Here is a 17,538-nt window from a genome sequence, read left to right as displayed (position 1 = left end):
TGCCTGCAAATAGCAGAATAAATTGTATGTAGAAGCTGACATTGGTAGAAGTAAAAAATAAGAAGAATTTGAAAGGAGCTATCCAAAATAATAATTTGGAATAGCTCCTATTTAGTAGGAAGAACAAATTGTATTTCATAGATTGTAATGCAGAATGCCCTTCCAAGCCCCTCATAAGTCCCTACCAAGTAATAAATCACTAAGAAAAAACAAAAACAAAAACAACTACAAGAACAAAACAAGCACGAAAAAATGAAACCGGCGTTGTAGTAGTAAAAAAAATTGTAATTCGAATGCCAAAACCATTCCCGCATTCCTATTTTTATAATGAAGGATTAAAATCTTCCTATTTACTAGCAAAGAGTGGAGGGAAACATATGGCGGTATACCGTAATGTGCAGGTGAACTTTTGGCAAGATGAATTCATATTAGATTTAACGCCAGAGGAGCGTTATTTTTACATATATTTGTTAACTGGTACGAAAACGAAGCAATGTGGTATTTACATATTACCGAAGCGTGTGGCAGAGCTTGAAACAGGTTATAGTATGGAGACTGTTGAGAAGTTGCTAAACAGGTTTGTTGAGTATGGAAAGATTTTATATGATACGGAAACGAAAGAGGTATTCATAATAAACTGGTTACACTATAACCCTATTTCAAATACGAATGTAGAAAAGTGCGTATTACGTGAGTTAAAGACTGTAAAAAGTAATGAGTTCATACATATCTTTTTACGTAAATGCCTTGAAGAAGAATACACGATTCCATTATTATTGCAGCATTTTGGTATGCCAAAAGAAGAGGATAATAGTAGTTCACAAGTAGTTATTGAAGAGAAAGAAGAAGCGGAAGAGGTAGAAAGTATAGAAGAGAACGTTCCAAATAGTGAAGTTTATAAGTTTTATGAACAAAATATTAGTAGTTTATCCCCATATATTGTGAAAGAATTGAAGAATTGGATACAAAGACTTTCTGGAGAGAAAGTGTTAGAGGCACTTAAAATTGCGTTTGAAAATAATAAGAAAACGTTAGCTTATGTGAAGGGGATTTTGAGGAATTGGTGTAGCAAAAAGTTAAAGGATTTTAGTGGGGAGAAGTGTGTAATGGGAAGTTTAGAGAGAAGGAAATGTATGTTGAGTAGTGTATTTTAATTTACATTAATTTAATGTAGAATGTACGTTCGTTTTTCGTGGGTTTTATGCTATACTACCATTAAATAAGGGTATTTTTATAATAGATAAAAAGATGCGGGGGGTACAAAGTTTGACTACTAGTACATCTGAGTTGTTTCAATATATTAATATGACAGAAGAACAGGAACAATTATCACTACGATATTTACAGACAAAAGAAGAAGAGATTTTAAAAGATATTGAACTAACGACGATTCGTGATCAAAAAAGAAGCGATTTTGCGGAGCGATTTATAAACGATTTTAGGAAAGTACATAAACAAGATCCGGGTTTCTTTCGGTTATTTTATCATATACTCGAGGAGCAATTATTAAATGTTCTTGTAGTCCGTTTTGCGCATGTCAGTTTTTCTAAAATGAAGGTTTATTTAGAAAAAAGTGCACTACCTTTGGACAAACTTGTAGCAATTGCATGTAGGTATTTATCTAGTATTTCAAGTTACGTCAATGAAGCAGATGTTTTTCTTAGAGAGTTAACAAAAGAGAAACCGAACTATATAGAGGAACAATTACATACTTTACCAACTAAACAGCAATTAACATTACTTCTCGTAATGTTTGATGTAGAGTATGAAAAGTTTCGTACATATAGTTCTTTATTGAATGAGAGGTTAGAAGAACATACAGAATTTATATTGAAACTGCTAGGGGAAAAGGAAAAGGAAAAGGTTGAAGCAGTTAAACGGTATTTAAAAGGTGAAGATGATAGTGAAGTATTTATAGGTGGGAATTTACCGGAACATATTTGGCGGCTATTATTTTGTGTTCATAAACATTCGAATGTTGCGAGGCGATATATTGAGATATTGGCGAAGAAAAATGTTTGGGGTTTTATAAACTATGCAACACGTTATATGTGTCACACTCTCGGTCAGTCTCAAAACCACAAAAAAACTGGTAGTGTAAATAGAGAAACGTATGAAGAAATTCAAAGTTTTTGTACACAGTTTTGGATTTCTAAGGAAAGATTTTTTGCGCATCGTCTAAGGCAACATGATTTGAATAGTGAGGATTTTTGTAAGACGTATGAATATGAATTGCTATGCTTTATGTTGGAGGAAAACCCTGAATTTATTCAACAAACTTTGCAATATGTAAGTAAAATGAATTATCTCATCATCGCACGAACGCTAGCCGAAAAAGGATATGAGCTAAATAGAGGGAAAATGCGAGAAGAATTTTTTGTTGCTGCTTTGCAAATTAAATTGTCTACAGTGCGGGATACATATTGTGATTATTTACTAGGGAAGTTGTCACTTGAGGATATGGAGCAAATACTTAAAAATCCGAAATATAGAAGTATGTATTGGGGTATGCCGGTGTTAGAGGTTGCGCTTCTTTGGGATATAGATGATGTAGCGAAAAGGGAAGCTGTACTTACACTACAGTTTGGAGATGATGATAGTGTTAATTTATACGAACTTCTTTACGAATGTTCTGTCAGAGGAGTAGAGCCGAAACAAGTATTAGAAGATCTGCTTTCGTATGGGTTAAGTAAGGAAAAACTTATCGCTTATGCAGTTGAAGAAGCTGCATGCTACAGTGAAGAGAGAAATAAGGCGAAGGAAGCGCTTGTTTGTGTAATTGTAAAAGAACAAGCATATATAATTGAACGGTTTGATGAGTATTCTGCTATGGCAAAAGCATATATTTTAGAAGAGTTAGCAAAGGATAACATGGTTAAAATGCGTCCGATTTTAATTAAAAGCTTAGGAGATTCATCTAAAAAAATGCGTGAGTCTGTAGTTAAACTGCTTTCAAAAGATATAGAAGCTGCAGCAGATGTAGCAGTTGAACTTCATAATAAAAAGAAGATTGTTCGTGAAAATGTGATGAAAATACTAATAGAGTATAAGCTTGAAAAATATACGAAACTTGTACAGGAAGCTTTGCAAGAAAGTAAAAATGCATCTTTCGCAGGAAAATTGTCGTTTTTATTTCAAACGGAGGAAGAAAAGATCGAAGAACTATGTGCACGTATTTTAACGGAACAAACAAGAAATTCACTTCTGCAATTGATTGGGGATGAGCCACAAATCCGTTTACGTGACTCTAATGAAATTGCTGATGCTGCAATTCCGTTAGCCTATTTACAACAGTATATTTCAGATGCTGTTATTGAGAAGAAAGAAACGGCAGAAGTAATTGGTAGAGCTTTAAATGAAGAGGACTTAAAAGAATATGTGCAAACAATATATCAAATATGGATTTCTCAAGACGCAGATGTGAAGAAGCGTGGAATTCTTTCGTTATACGGAATGTATAGTGACGACAAAATGGTCGACATACTTATAAAGCAAATTGATGAATGGGTGCTTCAAATGAGAGGAAAGATAGCAGCGGATGCCGTTCGTGCTTTAGGTTTGTCTTCATCTAAGCTTGCACTTATGTCTATTCATGCAATAGCATTTAAATATAAACATAAGCAAGTACGTAATGCAGCAAAAGAAGCCCTAAGTCTTGCTGCGAAAACACGTGGTATAACAGAGGAAGAGCTGGAAGATCAATTGGTGCCGGACCTTGGCTTTACTATACATGGTGAAAAGATAATTGATTTCGGGAATCGAAGTTTTACTGCCATTTTAACTACAGAGTCAAAAATTGAATTAGAGACAGAGGAAGGAAAACGTATGAAGTCACTTCCAAAGCCGAATGCAAAAGATGATGTAGAAAAGGCTGAAGAGGCTAAAAAAGAATTAGCCTCTTTAAAGAAGGAGCTCCGAACTACTCTTTCAATGCAAAAACAACGATTAGAAGCGGCACTTTCGTTAAAGCGTTATTGGTCACATAATGCATGGAAGTCTGTATTTATGGATAATTCAATTATGAAGCAATTTTCTATTTCACTCATTTGGGGTGAGTATAAGGAAGGGAAGTTGCTGAACGCATTCCGTTATGCAGAAGGTGGCGTGTTCTGTACAATTGAAGGGAAGAGTTATGAACTTTCATTTGGCACTGTTATTGGTTTCGTTCATCCGTTAGAATTGTCTGGGGCGGAGAAGGAATTATGGAAAGAGCAATTAGAAAGTGCGGGAATTGTTCAGCCGTTCCTACAAATTGAGCGTCCAATGTTTGTAGTAGAAGAGAATGATGAGAGTGCTATTGAGAGATTTGGTGGTATTTTACTAAATGGTCGTTCGTTATTCGGTAAGATGACGAAGCTTGGATGGATCCGTGGATCTGTTCAAGATGGCGGTGTGTATTATACATTTTACAAAGAAGATACTTGTAACGGATTAGGAGTGCAATTGTCATTTAGCGGAGCGCTGATTGGTTATGAAGATGAAGAAGATGTATGTGTATTTGACATTCAATTTTATAAAGCAGGTACAGTAAATCGTGGTTCATATGAGTACGATGAAATTGATGATGAAAGACGCATTGTACCAAAAGAAGTAGATAAACGCTTCTTTAGTGAAATGTTATATGATGTGCAAGTAGCGACAGGTGCAAATCTTGGGCATAATGAAAGTTGGCGTAGCAAACGATAAGAAAGACCCCCTTCATTGGTAGGAAAATGAAGGGGGTTTTTTAATGTTTTTAAAAGGTTCATTCTCAAAAAGAAGCGAATAGTGTGAGAAAGGGGTGGTTATATGGAGGTAGTTATAAAGAAGAAACGAAAAAGGGGAAGAAGAATTTTTATTTGGGCTAGTAGTATCGTTCTCTTGTTAGTTATTTCCGCTGCGATTTTTTTGAATATATATACGCTGAAATCTATGCCAAAGATAGATGGAACGATAAAGCTAGAGGATTTACAACACGCTGTTACGGTGAAGCGGGATAGTAAAGGTGTCCCGCATATTAAATCGGAAAATGCACATGATTTATATTTTTCACAAGGGTATGTACAAGCGCAAGATCGGTTGTTTCAAATGGATTTAAGTAGAAGACAAGCTTCTGGTATGTTAAGTGAAGTTGTTGGGGAAGCAGCTGTTGACCGAGATAAATTGTTTCGAACACTCGGTTTACGGCGAGCGGCAGAAGCTTCAGTTAGTCAATATGATGGAGAAGCAAAATATGCCCTGCAGTCATTTGCTGATGGGGTGAACGCTTTTATACGTGAGGCGAAAAAGGAAAAGAAATTACCAGTTGAGTTTACTATATTAGGTTATGAACCTGCTGAGTGGTCAATTGTTGATACTTTAACGATCGGGAAGTATATGGCGTTTGACTTAGGAGGACATTGGCATGGACAGGCGTTTCGATATTGGGCGCTGAAAAACCTTCCGAAAGAGCAAGCAAATGAGCTATTTCCTAAATATCCGAAAGATGCTCCTAGATTGCTAGCTGAACTGAAAAATACAAATGTGGACGTAGCGCAAAGTTTTTCAAAAACGATAATTCCGCCGGAGTTTAACGGTAGTAATAACTGGGTTGTGAGCGGTGAGAAGAGTGCATCAGGTAAGCCAATTTTAGCAGATGATCCTCATTTATCTCTTGCGACGCCTTCTATTTGGTATCAAACGAGACTTGAAATGCAAGGTTTAAATGTGAGTGGCGTTATTTTCGCTGGAGTACCAGGTGTTATATTAGGACACAATGACAAAATAGCGTGGGGCGTTACGAATACAGGGCCTGATGTGCAAGATTTATATATTGAGAAGAGAAATCCTAATAATGAAAATGAATTTCTGTATAACGATAAATGGGAGAAAGCTACCGTTGTAGACGAGTCTATTAAAGTAAAAGGCGGGAAGACAATTCCTTATAACGTTACAATTACGAGGCATGGACCAGTAATTTCAGAGTTTGCGAATAAGGGGAAGGAGAAAACGAAAACCGTATTCTCTTTAAAGTGGACAGCTTTAGAACCGTCAGCTGAGTTAAAAGCTGTATTAAATATGAACAAAGCAAAAGACTGGACGGAGTTTGAAACCGCTCTTCAAGATTTCCATACACCAACGCAAAACTTTGTGTTTGCATCAAACGATGGCACGATTGCTTATAAAGCGAATGGAAATATACCAGTGCGTAAAAAAGGCGATGGTAGCTTGCCTGTTCCAGGATGGACAGATGAATATGAATGGGAAGGATATATTCCATTTGATCAGCTGCCGAAAGTTATAAATCCGAAAGAAGGTTTTATTTCAACTGCGAATAATAAAATTGTTGATGATGATTATCCGTACCATATTAGCAATACGTGGGCACAGCCATATAGGCAAATGCGTATTCAAGAATTTTTGCAAGAGAAGGAAAAGTATACGGTGAAAGATTTAGAAGAGTTACAGATGGATCAAAAGAATTTATACGGGAAAGAGTTTACTCCTATATTTTTAAAAGAGTTAAATAAAGCATCTTTAAATGAGGTAGAGAAAGAAGGTGTAAACCAATTAACAAAGTGGAATTTTTACGATAGTAAAGATGAAGCGGCACCATTAATATTCCATTTATTAATGAAAGAGATTTCAAATACGTTATTTTCAAAAGAAATACCGAAAGATGTAATGGAGTTATTTAAAGGGAAGTCACAAGTTGTGGATGAATTAATCCGGAAACAAGTAGCAGGAGAAAATAGTGCATGGTTTTCTAAGTACGGAGGTTTCACAAAAGTTGTGCATACATCGTACGAGAATGTAATGAAGAAATTGCAGAAGGAATATGGACCCGATGTTGGGGCCTGGAAGTGGGGCGATTATCATCAACTCGCTTTTACACATCCAATTTCGAAATCATCTAGTATGTTAGCGTTACTCGCTTTTAATCGTGAGAAACCAGTTCCAATTGGCGGAAGTCAAGTTACCGTTCAAGCAGCGAGTTACGGCGATAACGGCATTGTAAATCACGGGGCTTCTTGGCGATTTGTTATTGATACGAAAGATATGTCAAACGGTTATCATATCGTAGGGCCAGGACAATCGGGACATTTTAGAAGCGATTGGTATCATGATCAAATAGATGATTGGGTAAGTGGAACGTATCATACGACTACATTGAATACGGAGGGAATAGAGGGGAAGGTGCTAAATTTAGAACCGAAGTGATAGGGTGTTTTTGTTTGTGGAGGGACTAGTAATAATCTTTTTGATAATGAAAGCTTATCATTTAGAACATAACCCAGTTCTTAAATAATTTTAACAGCCAGCCTACTATCATTTAATTTGATAGTAGGCTGTTTCCATCTTCGAAATACGCTGTAGCAACTTCTTCAGGATTACGATTATTTCCACATGCTGCAAGTGCTGTAACAAATAAAGCCATTACAACTATTAACATGATTATTCCAGTTTTGAGGGGAATTAGTTAACAAAGACCAGGTATTATTTGCAACAGAACGGTCCCTCTGTACCCCTTGTTTCGTCATTTTTCTACGCCATCCAACTTGACAAATGTTTTTTTATCAAACTACAATGAAAATCATTATCAATAATATAGGGAGGATACTTTTGTCAATAAATGAAAAACAATATATTTATAGGTTAATAACCAGATCTTGTTAAGTCGTATGTACTATTTTTAGTTTAGCGTTGCCCAGAATGTACACCAATTAATCTCGCGAATTACAAGAAAACTATTATTGAAATGAGGCGTGCATTGTGAAGTTGGACGTGAATGAGTTAGCAGAGTATCTTGCCAATAATCCTTTCCGAGTAGAAGGAGTATATCGTTATGCTAAAAATCCAGGTGTGCCTTGTGCTGAGTCTACAGATTCTTTCCCAGGATTTGTATTTCCACTTACAGGGAAGACGCAATTTCAATTTAATGGTACGCCGTATATCCTTTCCCCAGGAAAAGTTATACATGGGGGTGCAAAAATGACATTAGCCCATAAAATGCTTGGTGAAATAAACTGGGAATATATTCTTGTTTTATATCAGATAAGCAATTCAGAACGAGAAGACTCTGGCTTTACTCATCAGCATTTTGAATTATTAACAGGACAATCTCCTCGTCTTGTCGAATTACTTATGCGTCTTTGGGATGTGTATAATCAGCGTGGAGGCATTTCGATGCTTCAGACCGAAATGCTGTTTCGCGAAGCGTTGAATGAAGCTTTATTAAGTGTTGTCAATAGAGAAAACAACTATGAGTCGCATACTTTATTCGAACGAATATCTAGTTACGTTCGTAAATACTATTATAAAGATATTACAATACATACGCTTACAGAACAAAATAATGTTAATCGAAATCGTCTTTCTTACGTGTTTAGAAAGCATGCAGGTATGGGGCCAGCAGAATATGTATTGAACTATCGTATAAAGATGGCTCAAAAAATGTTATGTACAAGTGGTGTGCCTGTACAACAAATTGCGCAGGCTGTTGGAATCGCAGACCCTTTTTATTTTAGTAGAGTTTTCAAGAAGCGAGTTGGCATTTCGCCTACTAAATATCGCGAGAAGTTCATCAATAATCCATACTAATGTCAACAGGGGTCCATTCTTATTTGAAAATCACTGTTCTATACTTATGGAGAGTTAAAGGAAACATTGGATTGAAAGAACTTTCATTGAAATCACTCCTTTGTACTATCTGAATGAAAAGTTCTGGCCGGAGCATTTTCTTTTTAAGCGTAATGACGACTTTTTTACTTAGATTATTGTAATATAGTGGAAGTTAAAAATGAGGAGGGATTATTATCCATTACCAACCTATTAAACTAAATGACGAGTTATCTAAAATTAACGATTATTGGTATCCACGAGTGATTGGTGAAATGAATGATGATCAAATTCAGCTTTTTAAAGCTAATGGAGATTTTATATGGCATGAGCATCCTAATACGGATAAGCTATTTATTGTGCTTGAAGGGGAGATGTTCATCGATTTCCGTGATGGACAGGTGAAAATTTCTAAGGGCGAGATGTTTATTGTCCCGAGAGGCGTTGAGCATAAACCTTTCACTGAAAAGGAATCCCACATCATGTTGGTAGAGCCTAAAAGGGAAATGGATTGATAATCGTAAAAAGATAAAAAAGGAGCAGAAATCCGTTCCTTTTTTATTTATCTTACTATTTTTAGGAGCTTAGTATGAGTAAGATGTGAATAAAGGATGAATAGCATTTTTATCAATAAAAATTTATTGGATTTTTTGTGGAATATATATGAAACGTTGTATAAAATAATCAAGAAAGCCAAAAATTATAGGGGGAAAGTTGTGAAGAAAAATAAGAGTTTAATAAGTTTTTTAGGAGTGTTTATTATGTTGTTTTCTTTTTGTTTTCAAGGAAATGTACAGGCAGATGTAAATACTGTTCAATCTGGAAAAATCAAATCAGGAAACGTAACAGTATGGGAAGTTGGAAATGTAGCGAAAGTATTAGCGGATGTGGAGCGCTTAAATTTAAATACAGTAAATGTACCGATTCAAGTGGATATCCCGAATGTGACTTCTACGAATATGGTAATTAATCAAGCGCAAAAGCAACAAGCTATTATTTTAATTCAAGAATTATTAAAGCGTAATATTCAAGTTATAGTGGAACCGTTCCCGTATATTCAGCAGGGGAATGTTGGAGAGACAGAATGGAACCCAAGTAACATTAATGATTTCTTCTGGAATTGGAAGACGGTTATTCTGCAAGATATTTTTAATTCCATTACAAGTAAATACAATGTGTATGGACTAAAGATTGCTTCTAATTTCGTGAATATGGAGTATGCAGAAGGATACTGGAGCGATACAATTAATTTTGTTCGTAATCAGTATAAAGGAAATGTTTTGTATCAAATGAACTGGTGGTTAACAGCAAGTTGGGACTCTTCTTATGAAGCGAAGTTTAAAGAAAAAATCAATCGCCCGTATTTAAAAAAGGTGGATATTGTTAGCATAGATAGTTGGTTTGAAGTTTCAGGAAAAAGGAATCCAACATATGAAGAAGTGAAACAAAGTTTATTTGCGACAACAGTATATAATCGTGGGCAAAATGTTGTTCAGCAATTGGAACAATTACATAATGCAACAGGAAAGCCAGTTTACTTCGGTGGATTTAACGTTCCAGCACGTGAACTTGGATTACAAAATCCATGGAATCCAGATGTTTCAAATGTGTTTTCGAAAGATGTACAATTAAATGGATGGCGTGCTTACCGCGATGTATTAGAACCGAAACCATATTTTAAAGGTTTTTCAATTTGGTTTATTGGCTCTAATGATAGTACACATCCGTATCAAATACATAGTAAAGAAGCAGAGGCAGTTATTAACGGGTGGTACCGAAAATAAATTTTATAAAATAGGTAAGTTTTAAAGTTTACTACATATATTTCTAGTGAAAGGCCTTTCACCATCTTATCACCTAGGGGGCAATCATAATGAAATTTTTGTCTTACCTTACAGTAATTTTGGTGATTCTTGGCGGTTTGAATTGGTTATTTGTAGCGTTAGATTACAATGTAGTTGAGAAATGGTTTGGTTCTATGCCGGCGCTTGTGGACACTATTTATTGGCTCATTGGTCTCTCTGCTATTTATCAAATTTTTGATCGGTTCTTTACGAACGATTAGCTATTATTCTTTCATTATTAGAGTGTTAAGTACGATTATGTACTTAACACTTTTTTATATGTTCATAAAAAAGTCTGCACTTGCAAGCGATTCCATCGCGTCTTGCGCCGTAATAATAGAAAACAAATTGACCACATATTATATTTTAGGTTATAATTCAGAAAGTTTAAAAAATAATCCAATGAGAAATAGGGAGGTTATGAGGGTAATGGAGAGAGTCTATAATTTTTCAGCAGGACCATCAATACTCCCTTTGCCAGTTTTAGAGAAAGTGCAAAAGGAGCTATTAAATTATAACGGGACAGGCATGTCTATTATGGAAATGAGTCATCGATCTTCTTATTTTCAAAGTATTATAGAGGAAGCGAGTAACTTACTTCGTGAATTAATGAGCATCCCTGATGAGTATGATATTTTATTTTTACAAGGCGGTGCGTCATTACAATTCTCTATGATACCGTTGAACTTAATGAATACGTATAAAAAAGCTGGATACGTACTAACTGGCTCATGGTCTAAAAAGGCATTGCAAGAAGCCGAAAAAGTTGGGGAAGTACAAGTGATTGCTTCTTCCGAGCAAGAGAAGTTTACTACGATTCCTAAACTGGACGGTTTATTAAGTGATGAAAAACTAGATTATGTACATATTACAACGAATAATACAATTGAGGGGACAAAATATGTGGAAATTCCACATGTAGAAAGAGTGCCGCTCGTTGCGGATATGTCCTCAAATATTTTATCAGAGAGATATGATGTTTCGAAGTTTGGTCTTATATATGCGGGGGCGCAAAAGAATTTAGGACCTGCGGGTTTAACGATTGCTATTATAAAAAGAGATTTAATTGGGGGAGCAGATCGCTCTTGTCCGACAATGTTAAATTATGAAACTTACAGTAAAAATAACTCCTTATATAATACACCGCCATCCTTTAGTATTTACGTAACAAAACTTGTACTAGAGTGGTTGAAAGAGCAAGGCGGAGTATCTGCGATTGAAGAACAAAATAAAATGAAATCTTCACTTATTTATCATTTTTTAGATGAATCTAAATTGTTTACTTCACCAGTTGACCCTGCGTATCGATCACTTATGAACATTCCATTTACAACACCGTCAGAAGAACTTAATAATGAGTTTTTACAAAAGGCGAAGGAACGCGGTTTCGTTACGCTAAAAGGACATCGCTCAGTCGGCGGTATGCGTGCAAGTATTTATAATGCGATGCCAGCACACGGCGTACAACAATTAGTAGATTATATGAAGGAATTTGAGCTTGAGAATAGATAGGGAGATGGGGATATGTTTCGTGTTCAAACGTTAAATCAAATTGCAGAAAAAGGTTTACAAGTTTTTACTGAAGAACGTTATGAAGTAGGGGATAAAATCAATCACCCAGATGGGATTTTGCTTCGTAGCTACTCTTTACATCAAGAAGAGTTTTCAAAAGACTTAAAGGCGATTGCAAGAGCTGGCGCTGGTGTAAATAATATTCCTGTCGAGCGATGTACAGAAAAAGGAATTGTAGTATTTAACACGCCGGGGGCAAATGCAAACGCTGTAAAGGAACTCATTATTGCCAGTCTTATTATGTCTTCACGTAACATTATTAATGGTGTAAGTTGGACGAAAAACTTAGAGGGTGAAGAAGTACCACAGCTTGTTGAATCAGGAAAAAAACAATTTGTTGGATCAGAAATTGCAGGGAAACGTCTAGGTGTTATCGGACTTGGCGCAATTGGTGCTTTAGTTGCGAACGATGCGTTAGCATTAGGGATGGATGTTATCGGATATGATCCTTATATTTCAGTTGAAACAGCTTGGCGTCTTTCTACACATGTGCAAAGAGCATTTAGCCTTGATGAAATTTTTGCAACGTGTGATTATATTACACTGCATATTCCTCTTACGAATCAAACGAAGGGGATTATTGGGGAACACGCTGTAGAGAAGATGAAAAGAGGGATGCGTCTATTTAATTTCTCTAGAGGAGAACTTGTAGATGAAAAGGTTCTTCAAAAAGCATTAGAAGAAGATATTATTACACATTACGTAACGGACTTCCCAAATGAAAATGTAATAAAGATGAAAAATGTAACAGCGACGCCTCACCTTGGTGCATCTACGTCTGAATCAGAAGAAAATTGTGCAGTAATGGCAGCACGTCAATTACGTGAATATTTAGAGACAGGAAATATTCGTAATTCAGTAAACTATCCAAACGTAGAATTGCCGTATATCGGAAAGAAACGAATTACAATTATGCATCAAAACGTTCCAAACATGGTAGGACAAATTACAGGATGTTTAGCAGAACATCATATTAATATTGCCGATATGATTAATCGTAGTAAACATTCTTGGGCATACACAATGATTGATATCGATAACGGAATTGATGATATAATAAAAGAGAATATTGTAGAAAATATAAGCAAAATTACAGGTGTTGTAGCCGTTCGAATGATTGTGTAAAGGAGAGAGGAATGTGGCAAAAATACGACCGTTTCGGGCCATTCGTCCAGTAGAGGAAAAAGCGGCACAAGTGGCAGCTTTACCGTATGACGTATTAAATAGTGAAGAGGCAAGGGAAGTTGTAAAAGGGAATCCATATTCTTTCTTGCATGTTGATAAAGCAGAAATTGATTTAGATCCTGAACTGTCACCGTATGATGATCGCGTGTATGAAAAAGCGGGCGACAATTTAAAGCAATTTATACGAGAAGAAGTGTTCATACAAGATGAAGAGCCAGCGCTATATATTTATGAACTGACGATGCAAGGAAGAACGCAGTCAGGCCTTGTCGTTTGTACATCTATTGATGAGTATGAAGATGATACAATTAAAAAACATGAAAGAACACGTCATGAAAAAGAGCTAGATCGTATTCGCCACGTAGATGTGTGTGACGCAAATACAGGTCCGATTTTTTTAACGTACCGTACAAAAGATGAAGTAAAGCATTTAATTAGGAGCTGGAAAGAAGAACATACGCCAATTTATACATTTACAGCAGAAGACGGTGTTAAGCATGTTGTGTGGAAGATTGTAGATGAAGATGTAATTACGACTTTAGTAAACGCATTTGAAGATATTCCTAATCTTTATATTGCAGACGGGCATCACCGTTCTGCATCAGCTGCAAAAGTAGGACTTATGCGAAGAGAACAATATCCAAATTACACAGGAGAAGAGGAATTTAATTTCTTCTTATCGGTTCTATTCCCTCATGATGAATTATCGATTTGGGATTATAACCGAGTTGTGAAAGATTTAAATGGCTTATCAGAGGAACAGTTTTTAAATCAAATTACGCAGTACTTTTATGTAGAAGAAGCAACTGTTTCTCCGTATAAACCAAATGAGCCCAAATCATTTGGTATGTATGTAAATGAGAAGTGGTATAAGCTTACTGTGAAAGAGGAAACGTTTGATGCGAATGATCTTGTTAGAGGTTTAGATGTATCTATCCTGCAAGATCATTTATTAAGCCAAGTGCTTGAAATACATGATCCGCGATCTGATTCACGCATCGACTTTGTCGGAGGAATCCGTGGATTAGAAGAACTAGAACGTCTTGTAAATAGCGGTGAATATAAAGTGGCGTTTTCACTATATCCGACATCAATGGAAGCTTTATTAGCAATCGCAGATGCCGGAGAAGTCATGCCGCCAAAATCAACGTGGTTTGAACCGAAACTGCGTAGCGGGTTGTTTGTACATTCTTTAAAATAAATAGACTTCTTTAGTTAGAAAAACCGAAATGATTTTTAGTTTCGGTTTTTCTTATTTTACAAGTGTTTTTGAGGAGGGGTATGGATGAAATTGCAAGTAGGCGAAAAAATCACCTTTGAACGAACTTTTACGAAAGAGGATGTTGCGTTATTTACAGAAGTATCGAAAGATGAAGGCGTTCATCATGTTACACCAGATGAGCAGGGAAGATTTGTTGTACAAGGGCTGTTAACATCAACATTGCCTACAAAAATTGGCGGTGATTATAACGTACTAGCTCGCAAAATGGGTTTTGAATTTTTACGTCCTGTTTTTAGTGGTGATACCATTCGTTGTGACGTAACTATTGAACAATTTGAGCCTGATGAAAAAAATCGTACAAAAATTATTGCGACGTTTATATGTAGGAATCAACTTGAAAAGGAAGTTATGAAGGGGAGTTTTTCGGGGATTATTCTTTAATTAGTAAGAAAAGAAATGAATAGGTGGGGGCATGATGTCTCTAGGGTGTAGATTTTTAATTCCCCCATGAAGAAATTTTATACATTGCTGAATACTGATAATATACTCTGTTCATTTTTAACTTGAATAAACTCGTCAACAAAAAGGACATTCCTAGTATTACAAGAAATGTCCTTTCCACTAAATTATAAGGTATTTTGCTGAAATTCAAACTCTAAAATTAGTTTACTAGTTTGACCTGTAAACTGATAATTATAGGATCCTCTCAGGTTTTCTAAGTTACCGGTAGCTTTAATAATTGTTCCTGGGGAATCTAAATTTCCTTTATCAAATATTCCTTGCTCTAGAGCTGTAAATGTCCCTTGTTGCCCCTTATAAATCCCTTCAAAGTGTAAAAATCCAGAAATTTTAGCAGTAGCTAAGTGACCATCATTTATATTTGAGTCTAAATAATATAATAAGTATTCAACAAAAGCCTTTCCTTTTAATTCCCCATCAATATCATATTCGACATGAGCAATATTAAAAGGGAAATCTTTTCTAGTATCATCAATTGGTTTTTCATCCCATTTACTTACTGTAAATGTTACTTCCATACACGTAATCTCCCTCCAATTATATACTTTTAAAAAGTACCAATTCACAGACATATCTCATAGGAGTGTTTTTATTCATTCCACGCCACTTTCCAAAATAGAGAAAGATTCATTTTCACAATTAATTTCTGCCATTGCACCGTAAGGTAAAATAAACTTCGGTTCAGTATGGCCAAAATTTAAATTATAAAGAATCGGCAAATCTTCTAAGTTATGTTCCTTCATAACCTGCAATATTTCCTGTTTATATTCTTCATAGTATTGTTCATCTTTCGGTTTACCAAAAATGATTCCTTTTGCTTTTTGCAGAATACCTTGTGCTGCATAATTTCGTAACCAATATTTTATATAACTTGGTTCTGGATGATCTTCAGAAGTTTCAAAGAAGAGAATACTATTCTCCCAATGTTTTTTCTCAGGCCAAAGTTCCGTTCCTTTTGCAAATTCCAATACTTCAATACAACCACCAATTAAGCGCCCCTGTACAGTGGTAGAGCCTTGAAGTAGCTCATATCCATTGTTTTGCTGCATCGTACGTCTTGTATCCTTATTTATTTCAATCCATTCTAAATGCTCACTTGTCCATTCATAAGCTGGTTGAATCTCTCCAATCGTTTCATTTGAAAAGAGAGTACGATTTACCATTTCAATTGTATATGGATCCATCTCTACATTTTCGGCAAAGTCGGTCAAAATTGCTGGACCGTATAAAGAGGAAAGCCCTGCTTTATGGCAAAATAAATGTGAAATAGTAACGTCAGAGTACCCCATAAAAATTTTCGGGTTTTCGCGTATCACATTAAAATCTATATAGGGAAGTAACCGGATGCTATCTTCACCGCCAATATTCGCGATAATTGCTTTCACGCGTGTATCTTTAAATGCTGTCATTATATCTTCCGCACGATCCTCTGGATTGTTATAAAGGTATTCGCTACCTTTTAAGCTATTTGGCATTGGGATAACCGTAAGACTAAAAACTTCTTCTAATCTTTTTACTCCTTGTTCATATCGCCATCTTATTTCAGAATCACCTGCACCGCCCCATGAAGGACTTACTGTTGCTACGATATCTCCTGGCTGTAATCTCTTTGGCTTTATTAACATATGAATCCCGCTCCTATATAATTTAATGAACTACGGCTATACAAACCGTAGAGTTGAAGAACATTGTACATGACATTAGTTTCTCCGCCTTCAATAAGTTCACCTGCTGTAATTTGAGAATTTAGTATTAGTGCTGAATATAGGAATAATTTACAAATATTTTTTGCTAAAATTTATATTTGAAAATCACAGTATGCATCATTGCATGAGGAAAACGGTTGTTATTTTTACAACCTGTAACTATAATGATTACAGGTTGGTCGATACCAATCAAAAAAAATAAAATTATCATGAATGGAGATGTTACATATGGGTATGAAAAAAATAATTTTAGCAGGTGCTTTAGGGATCGCAGCATTATCAGGAACAAATGTACCAGGATTAGAACTAACAAAAGCGAGTGCAGCTTCTATTGAATCGAATTTCTCGACGTTAGAAGGACGAGTAGTAGAAGTAGATAACGGTGTGATTGTTGTAAAATCTAAGCAATATGAGGAACCTGTTAGTGTGTATATTGATTCACTTTCAAACGTGAAAGTAGGAGATGAAGTAAAAGCTACTGGATCTATGATGCGTAATTTTACAGAGTACATGGTTGCAACTGCAGTTGAAAATACAACAAACAAGTTAGGTATGCACATGAAAGAAGATGGCTCGCCCGATTATGTAATTGGAGAAGTATCAAAAGTAGGAACGATGGAAGATGAGGGAGACGGTGCTACTAAATATGTTGTAGTTGAGTATCCATCGCTAAACGGGAAGAAAGATATTATTGATGTTCTCTTAACAAAGGGACAAGTATTTAATGTGGGTGAGAAAGTGAAAATTGATATGAAGTATGTAGGGTGGGGCGGAAGTTCTATTAACTGGAACACAGTTGACCATATTGAAAAAGTTCATGAAGCAAAGACGAACGTTGAAAATAATGATGATGTATGGATTTGGTCTTAATAAGGCGAGTATAAGTCGTTATTTGCAATTTTCTCCAAACAAT

14 protein-coding genes are annotated in these 17,538 nt (G+C 35.7%); 12 read left to right on the top strand and 2 right to left on the bottom strand.

Features of this window, described 5'->3' with window-relative positions:
• Positions 1–377 precede the first annotated feature (377 nt).
• The 11 genes from AC1Q51_RS20290 (at position 378) to AC1Q51_RS20240 (ending at position 14,841) form a co-directional block, all read left to right on the top strand.
• The gene (locus AC1Q51_RS20290) at positions 378–1,154 is read left to right on the top strand and encodes a DnaD domain-containing protein (protein WP_000312097.1); all 777 of its coding nucleotides are present in this window, start codon (positions 378–380) and stop codon (positions 1,152–1,154) included.
• A 112-nt stretch (positions 1,155–1,266) separates the two neighbouring features.
• A complete protein-coding gene (locus AC1Q51_RS20285; protein WP_492331680.1) occupies positions 1,267–4,686 on the top strand; it encodes a DUF4132 domain-containing protein in 3,420 nt (1,139 codons plus the stop codon).
• Between the two features lie 102 nt (positions 4,687–4,788).
• Complete coding sequence (locus AC1Q51_RS20280; protein WP_065229095.1) at positions 4,789–7,179, top strand: penicillin acylase family protein; 2,391 nt, start codon at positions 4,789–4,791, stop codon at positions 7,177–7,179.
• A gap of 552 nt (positions 7,180–7,731) precedes the next feature.
• Positions 7,732–8,559 carry a helix-turn-helix transcriptional regulator gene (locus tag AC1Q51_RS20275; RefSeq protein ID WP_061660427.1) on the top strand — a complete coding sequence of 276 codons (828 nt, stop codon included), beginning with the start codon at positions 7,732–7,734 and terminating at the stop codon, positions 8,557–8,559.
• 293 nt (positions 8,560–8,852) lie between these two features.
• Complete coding sequence (locus AC1Q51_RS20270; protein WP_000997182.1) at positions 8,853–9,092, top strand: cupin domain-containing protein; 240 nt, start codon at positions 8,853–8,855, stop codon at positions 9,090–9,092.
• A 201-nt stretch (positions 9,093–9,293) separates the two neighbouring features.
• Positions 9,294–10,361 (top strand): glycoside hydrolase family 113, encoded by a 1,068-nt coding sequence (locus AC1Q51_RS20265; protein WP_000739781.1) that lies wholly within the window; start codon positions 9,294–9,296, stop codon positions 10,359–10,361.
• Between the two features lie 89 nt (positions 10,362–10,450).
• The gene (locus tag AC1Q51_RS20260; protein WP_000670804.1) at positions 10,451–10,642 is read left to right on the top strand and encodes a DUF378 domain-containing protein; all 192 of its coding nucleotides are present in this window, start codon (positions 10,451–10,453) and stop codon (positions 10,640–10,642) included.
• Positions 10,643–10,850: 208 nt separating this feature from the next.
• On the top strand, positions 10,851–11,933 hold the full coding sequence (gene serC / locus AC1Q51_RS20255) for a 3-phosphoserine/phosphohydroxythreonine transaminase (protein ID WP_075720042.1): 1,083 nt from the start codon (positions 10,851–10,853) through the stop codon (positions 11,931–11,933).
• Between the two features lie 12 nt (positions 11,934–11,945).
• Entirely contained in the window at positions 11,946–13,118 is a 1,173-nt protein-coding gene (locus AC1Q51_RS20250) for a 3-phosphoglycerate dehydrogenase family protein (RefSeq protein ID WP_000490222.1), read from the top strand.
• A gap of 13 nt (positions 13,119–13,131) precedes the next feature.
• On the top strand, positions 13,132–14,379 hold the full coding sequence (locus tag AC1Q51_RS20245) for a DUF1015 domain-containing protein (protein ID WP_001063081.1): 1,248 nt from the start codon (positions 13,132–13,134) through the stop codon (positions 14,377–14,379).
• Positions 14,380–14,463: 84 nt separating this feature from the next.
• Positions 14,464–14,841: a hotdog family protein gene (locus AC1Q51_RS20240; protein ID WP_075720234.1), complete on the top strand. Its 378-nt coding sequence runs from the start codon at positions 14,464–14,466 to the stop codon at positions 14,839–14,841.
• Positions 14,842–15,026: 185 nt separating this feature from the next.
• Here the strand turns inward: AC1Q51_RS20240 and AC1Q51_RS20235 are convergent, their stop codons facing one another.
• Both AC1Q51_RS20235 and AC1Q51_RS20230 read right to left on the bottom strand, forming a co-directional pair.
• Positions 15,027–15,437: a DUF3224 domain-containing protein gene (locus tag AC1Q51_RS20235; protein ID WP_090977593.1), complete on the bottom strand. Its 411-nt coding sequence runs from the start codon at positions 15,435–15,437 to the stop codon at positions 15,027–15,029.
• A 75-nt stretch (positions 15,438–15,512) separates the two neighbouring features.
• Complete coding sequence (locus tag AC1Q51_RS20230) at positions 15,513–16,544, bottom strand: S66 family peptidase (RefSeq protein ID WP_000905881.1); 1,032 nt, start codon at positions 16,542–16,544, stop codon at positions 15,513–15,515.
• 309 nt (positions 16,545–16,853) lie between these two features.
• Between AC1Q51_RS20230 and AC1Q51_RS20225 the strand changes: the two genes are divergently transcribed.
• The gene (locus tag AC1Q51_RS20225; RefSeq protein WP_090977594.1) at positions 16,854–17,495 is read left to right on the top strand and encodes an ATP F0F1 synthase subunit alpha; all 642 of its coding nucleotides are present in this window, start codon (positions 16,854–16,856) and stop codon (positions 17,493–17,495) included.
• The last annotated feature ends 43 nt before the right edge of the window (positions 17,496–17,538 follow it).

Source organism: Bacillus sp. MT94, from assembly GCF_058792475.1.
The sequence above is the reverse complement of the archived record's forward strand: the minus strand, read 5'-3'. Positions and strand labels throughout refer to the sequence as shown.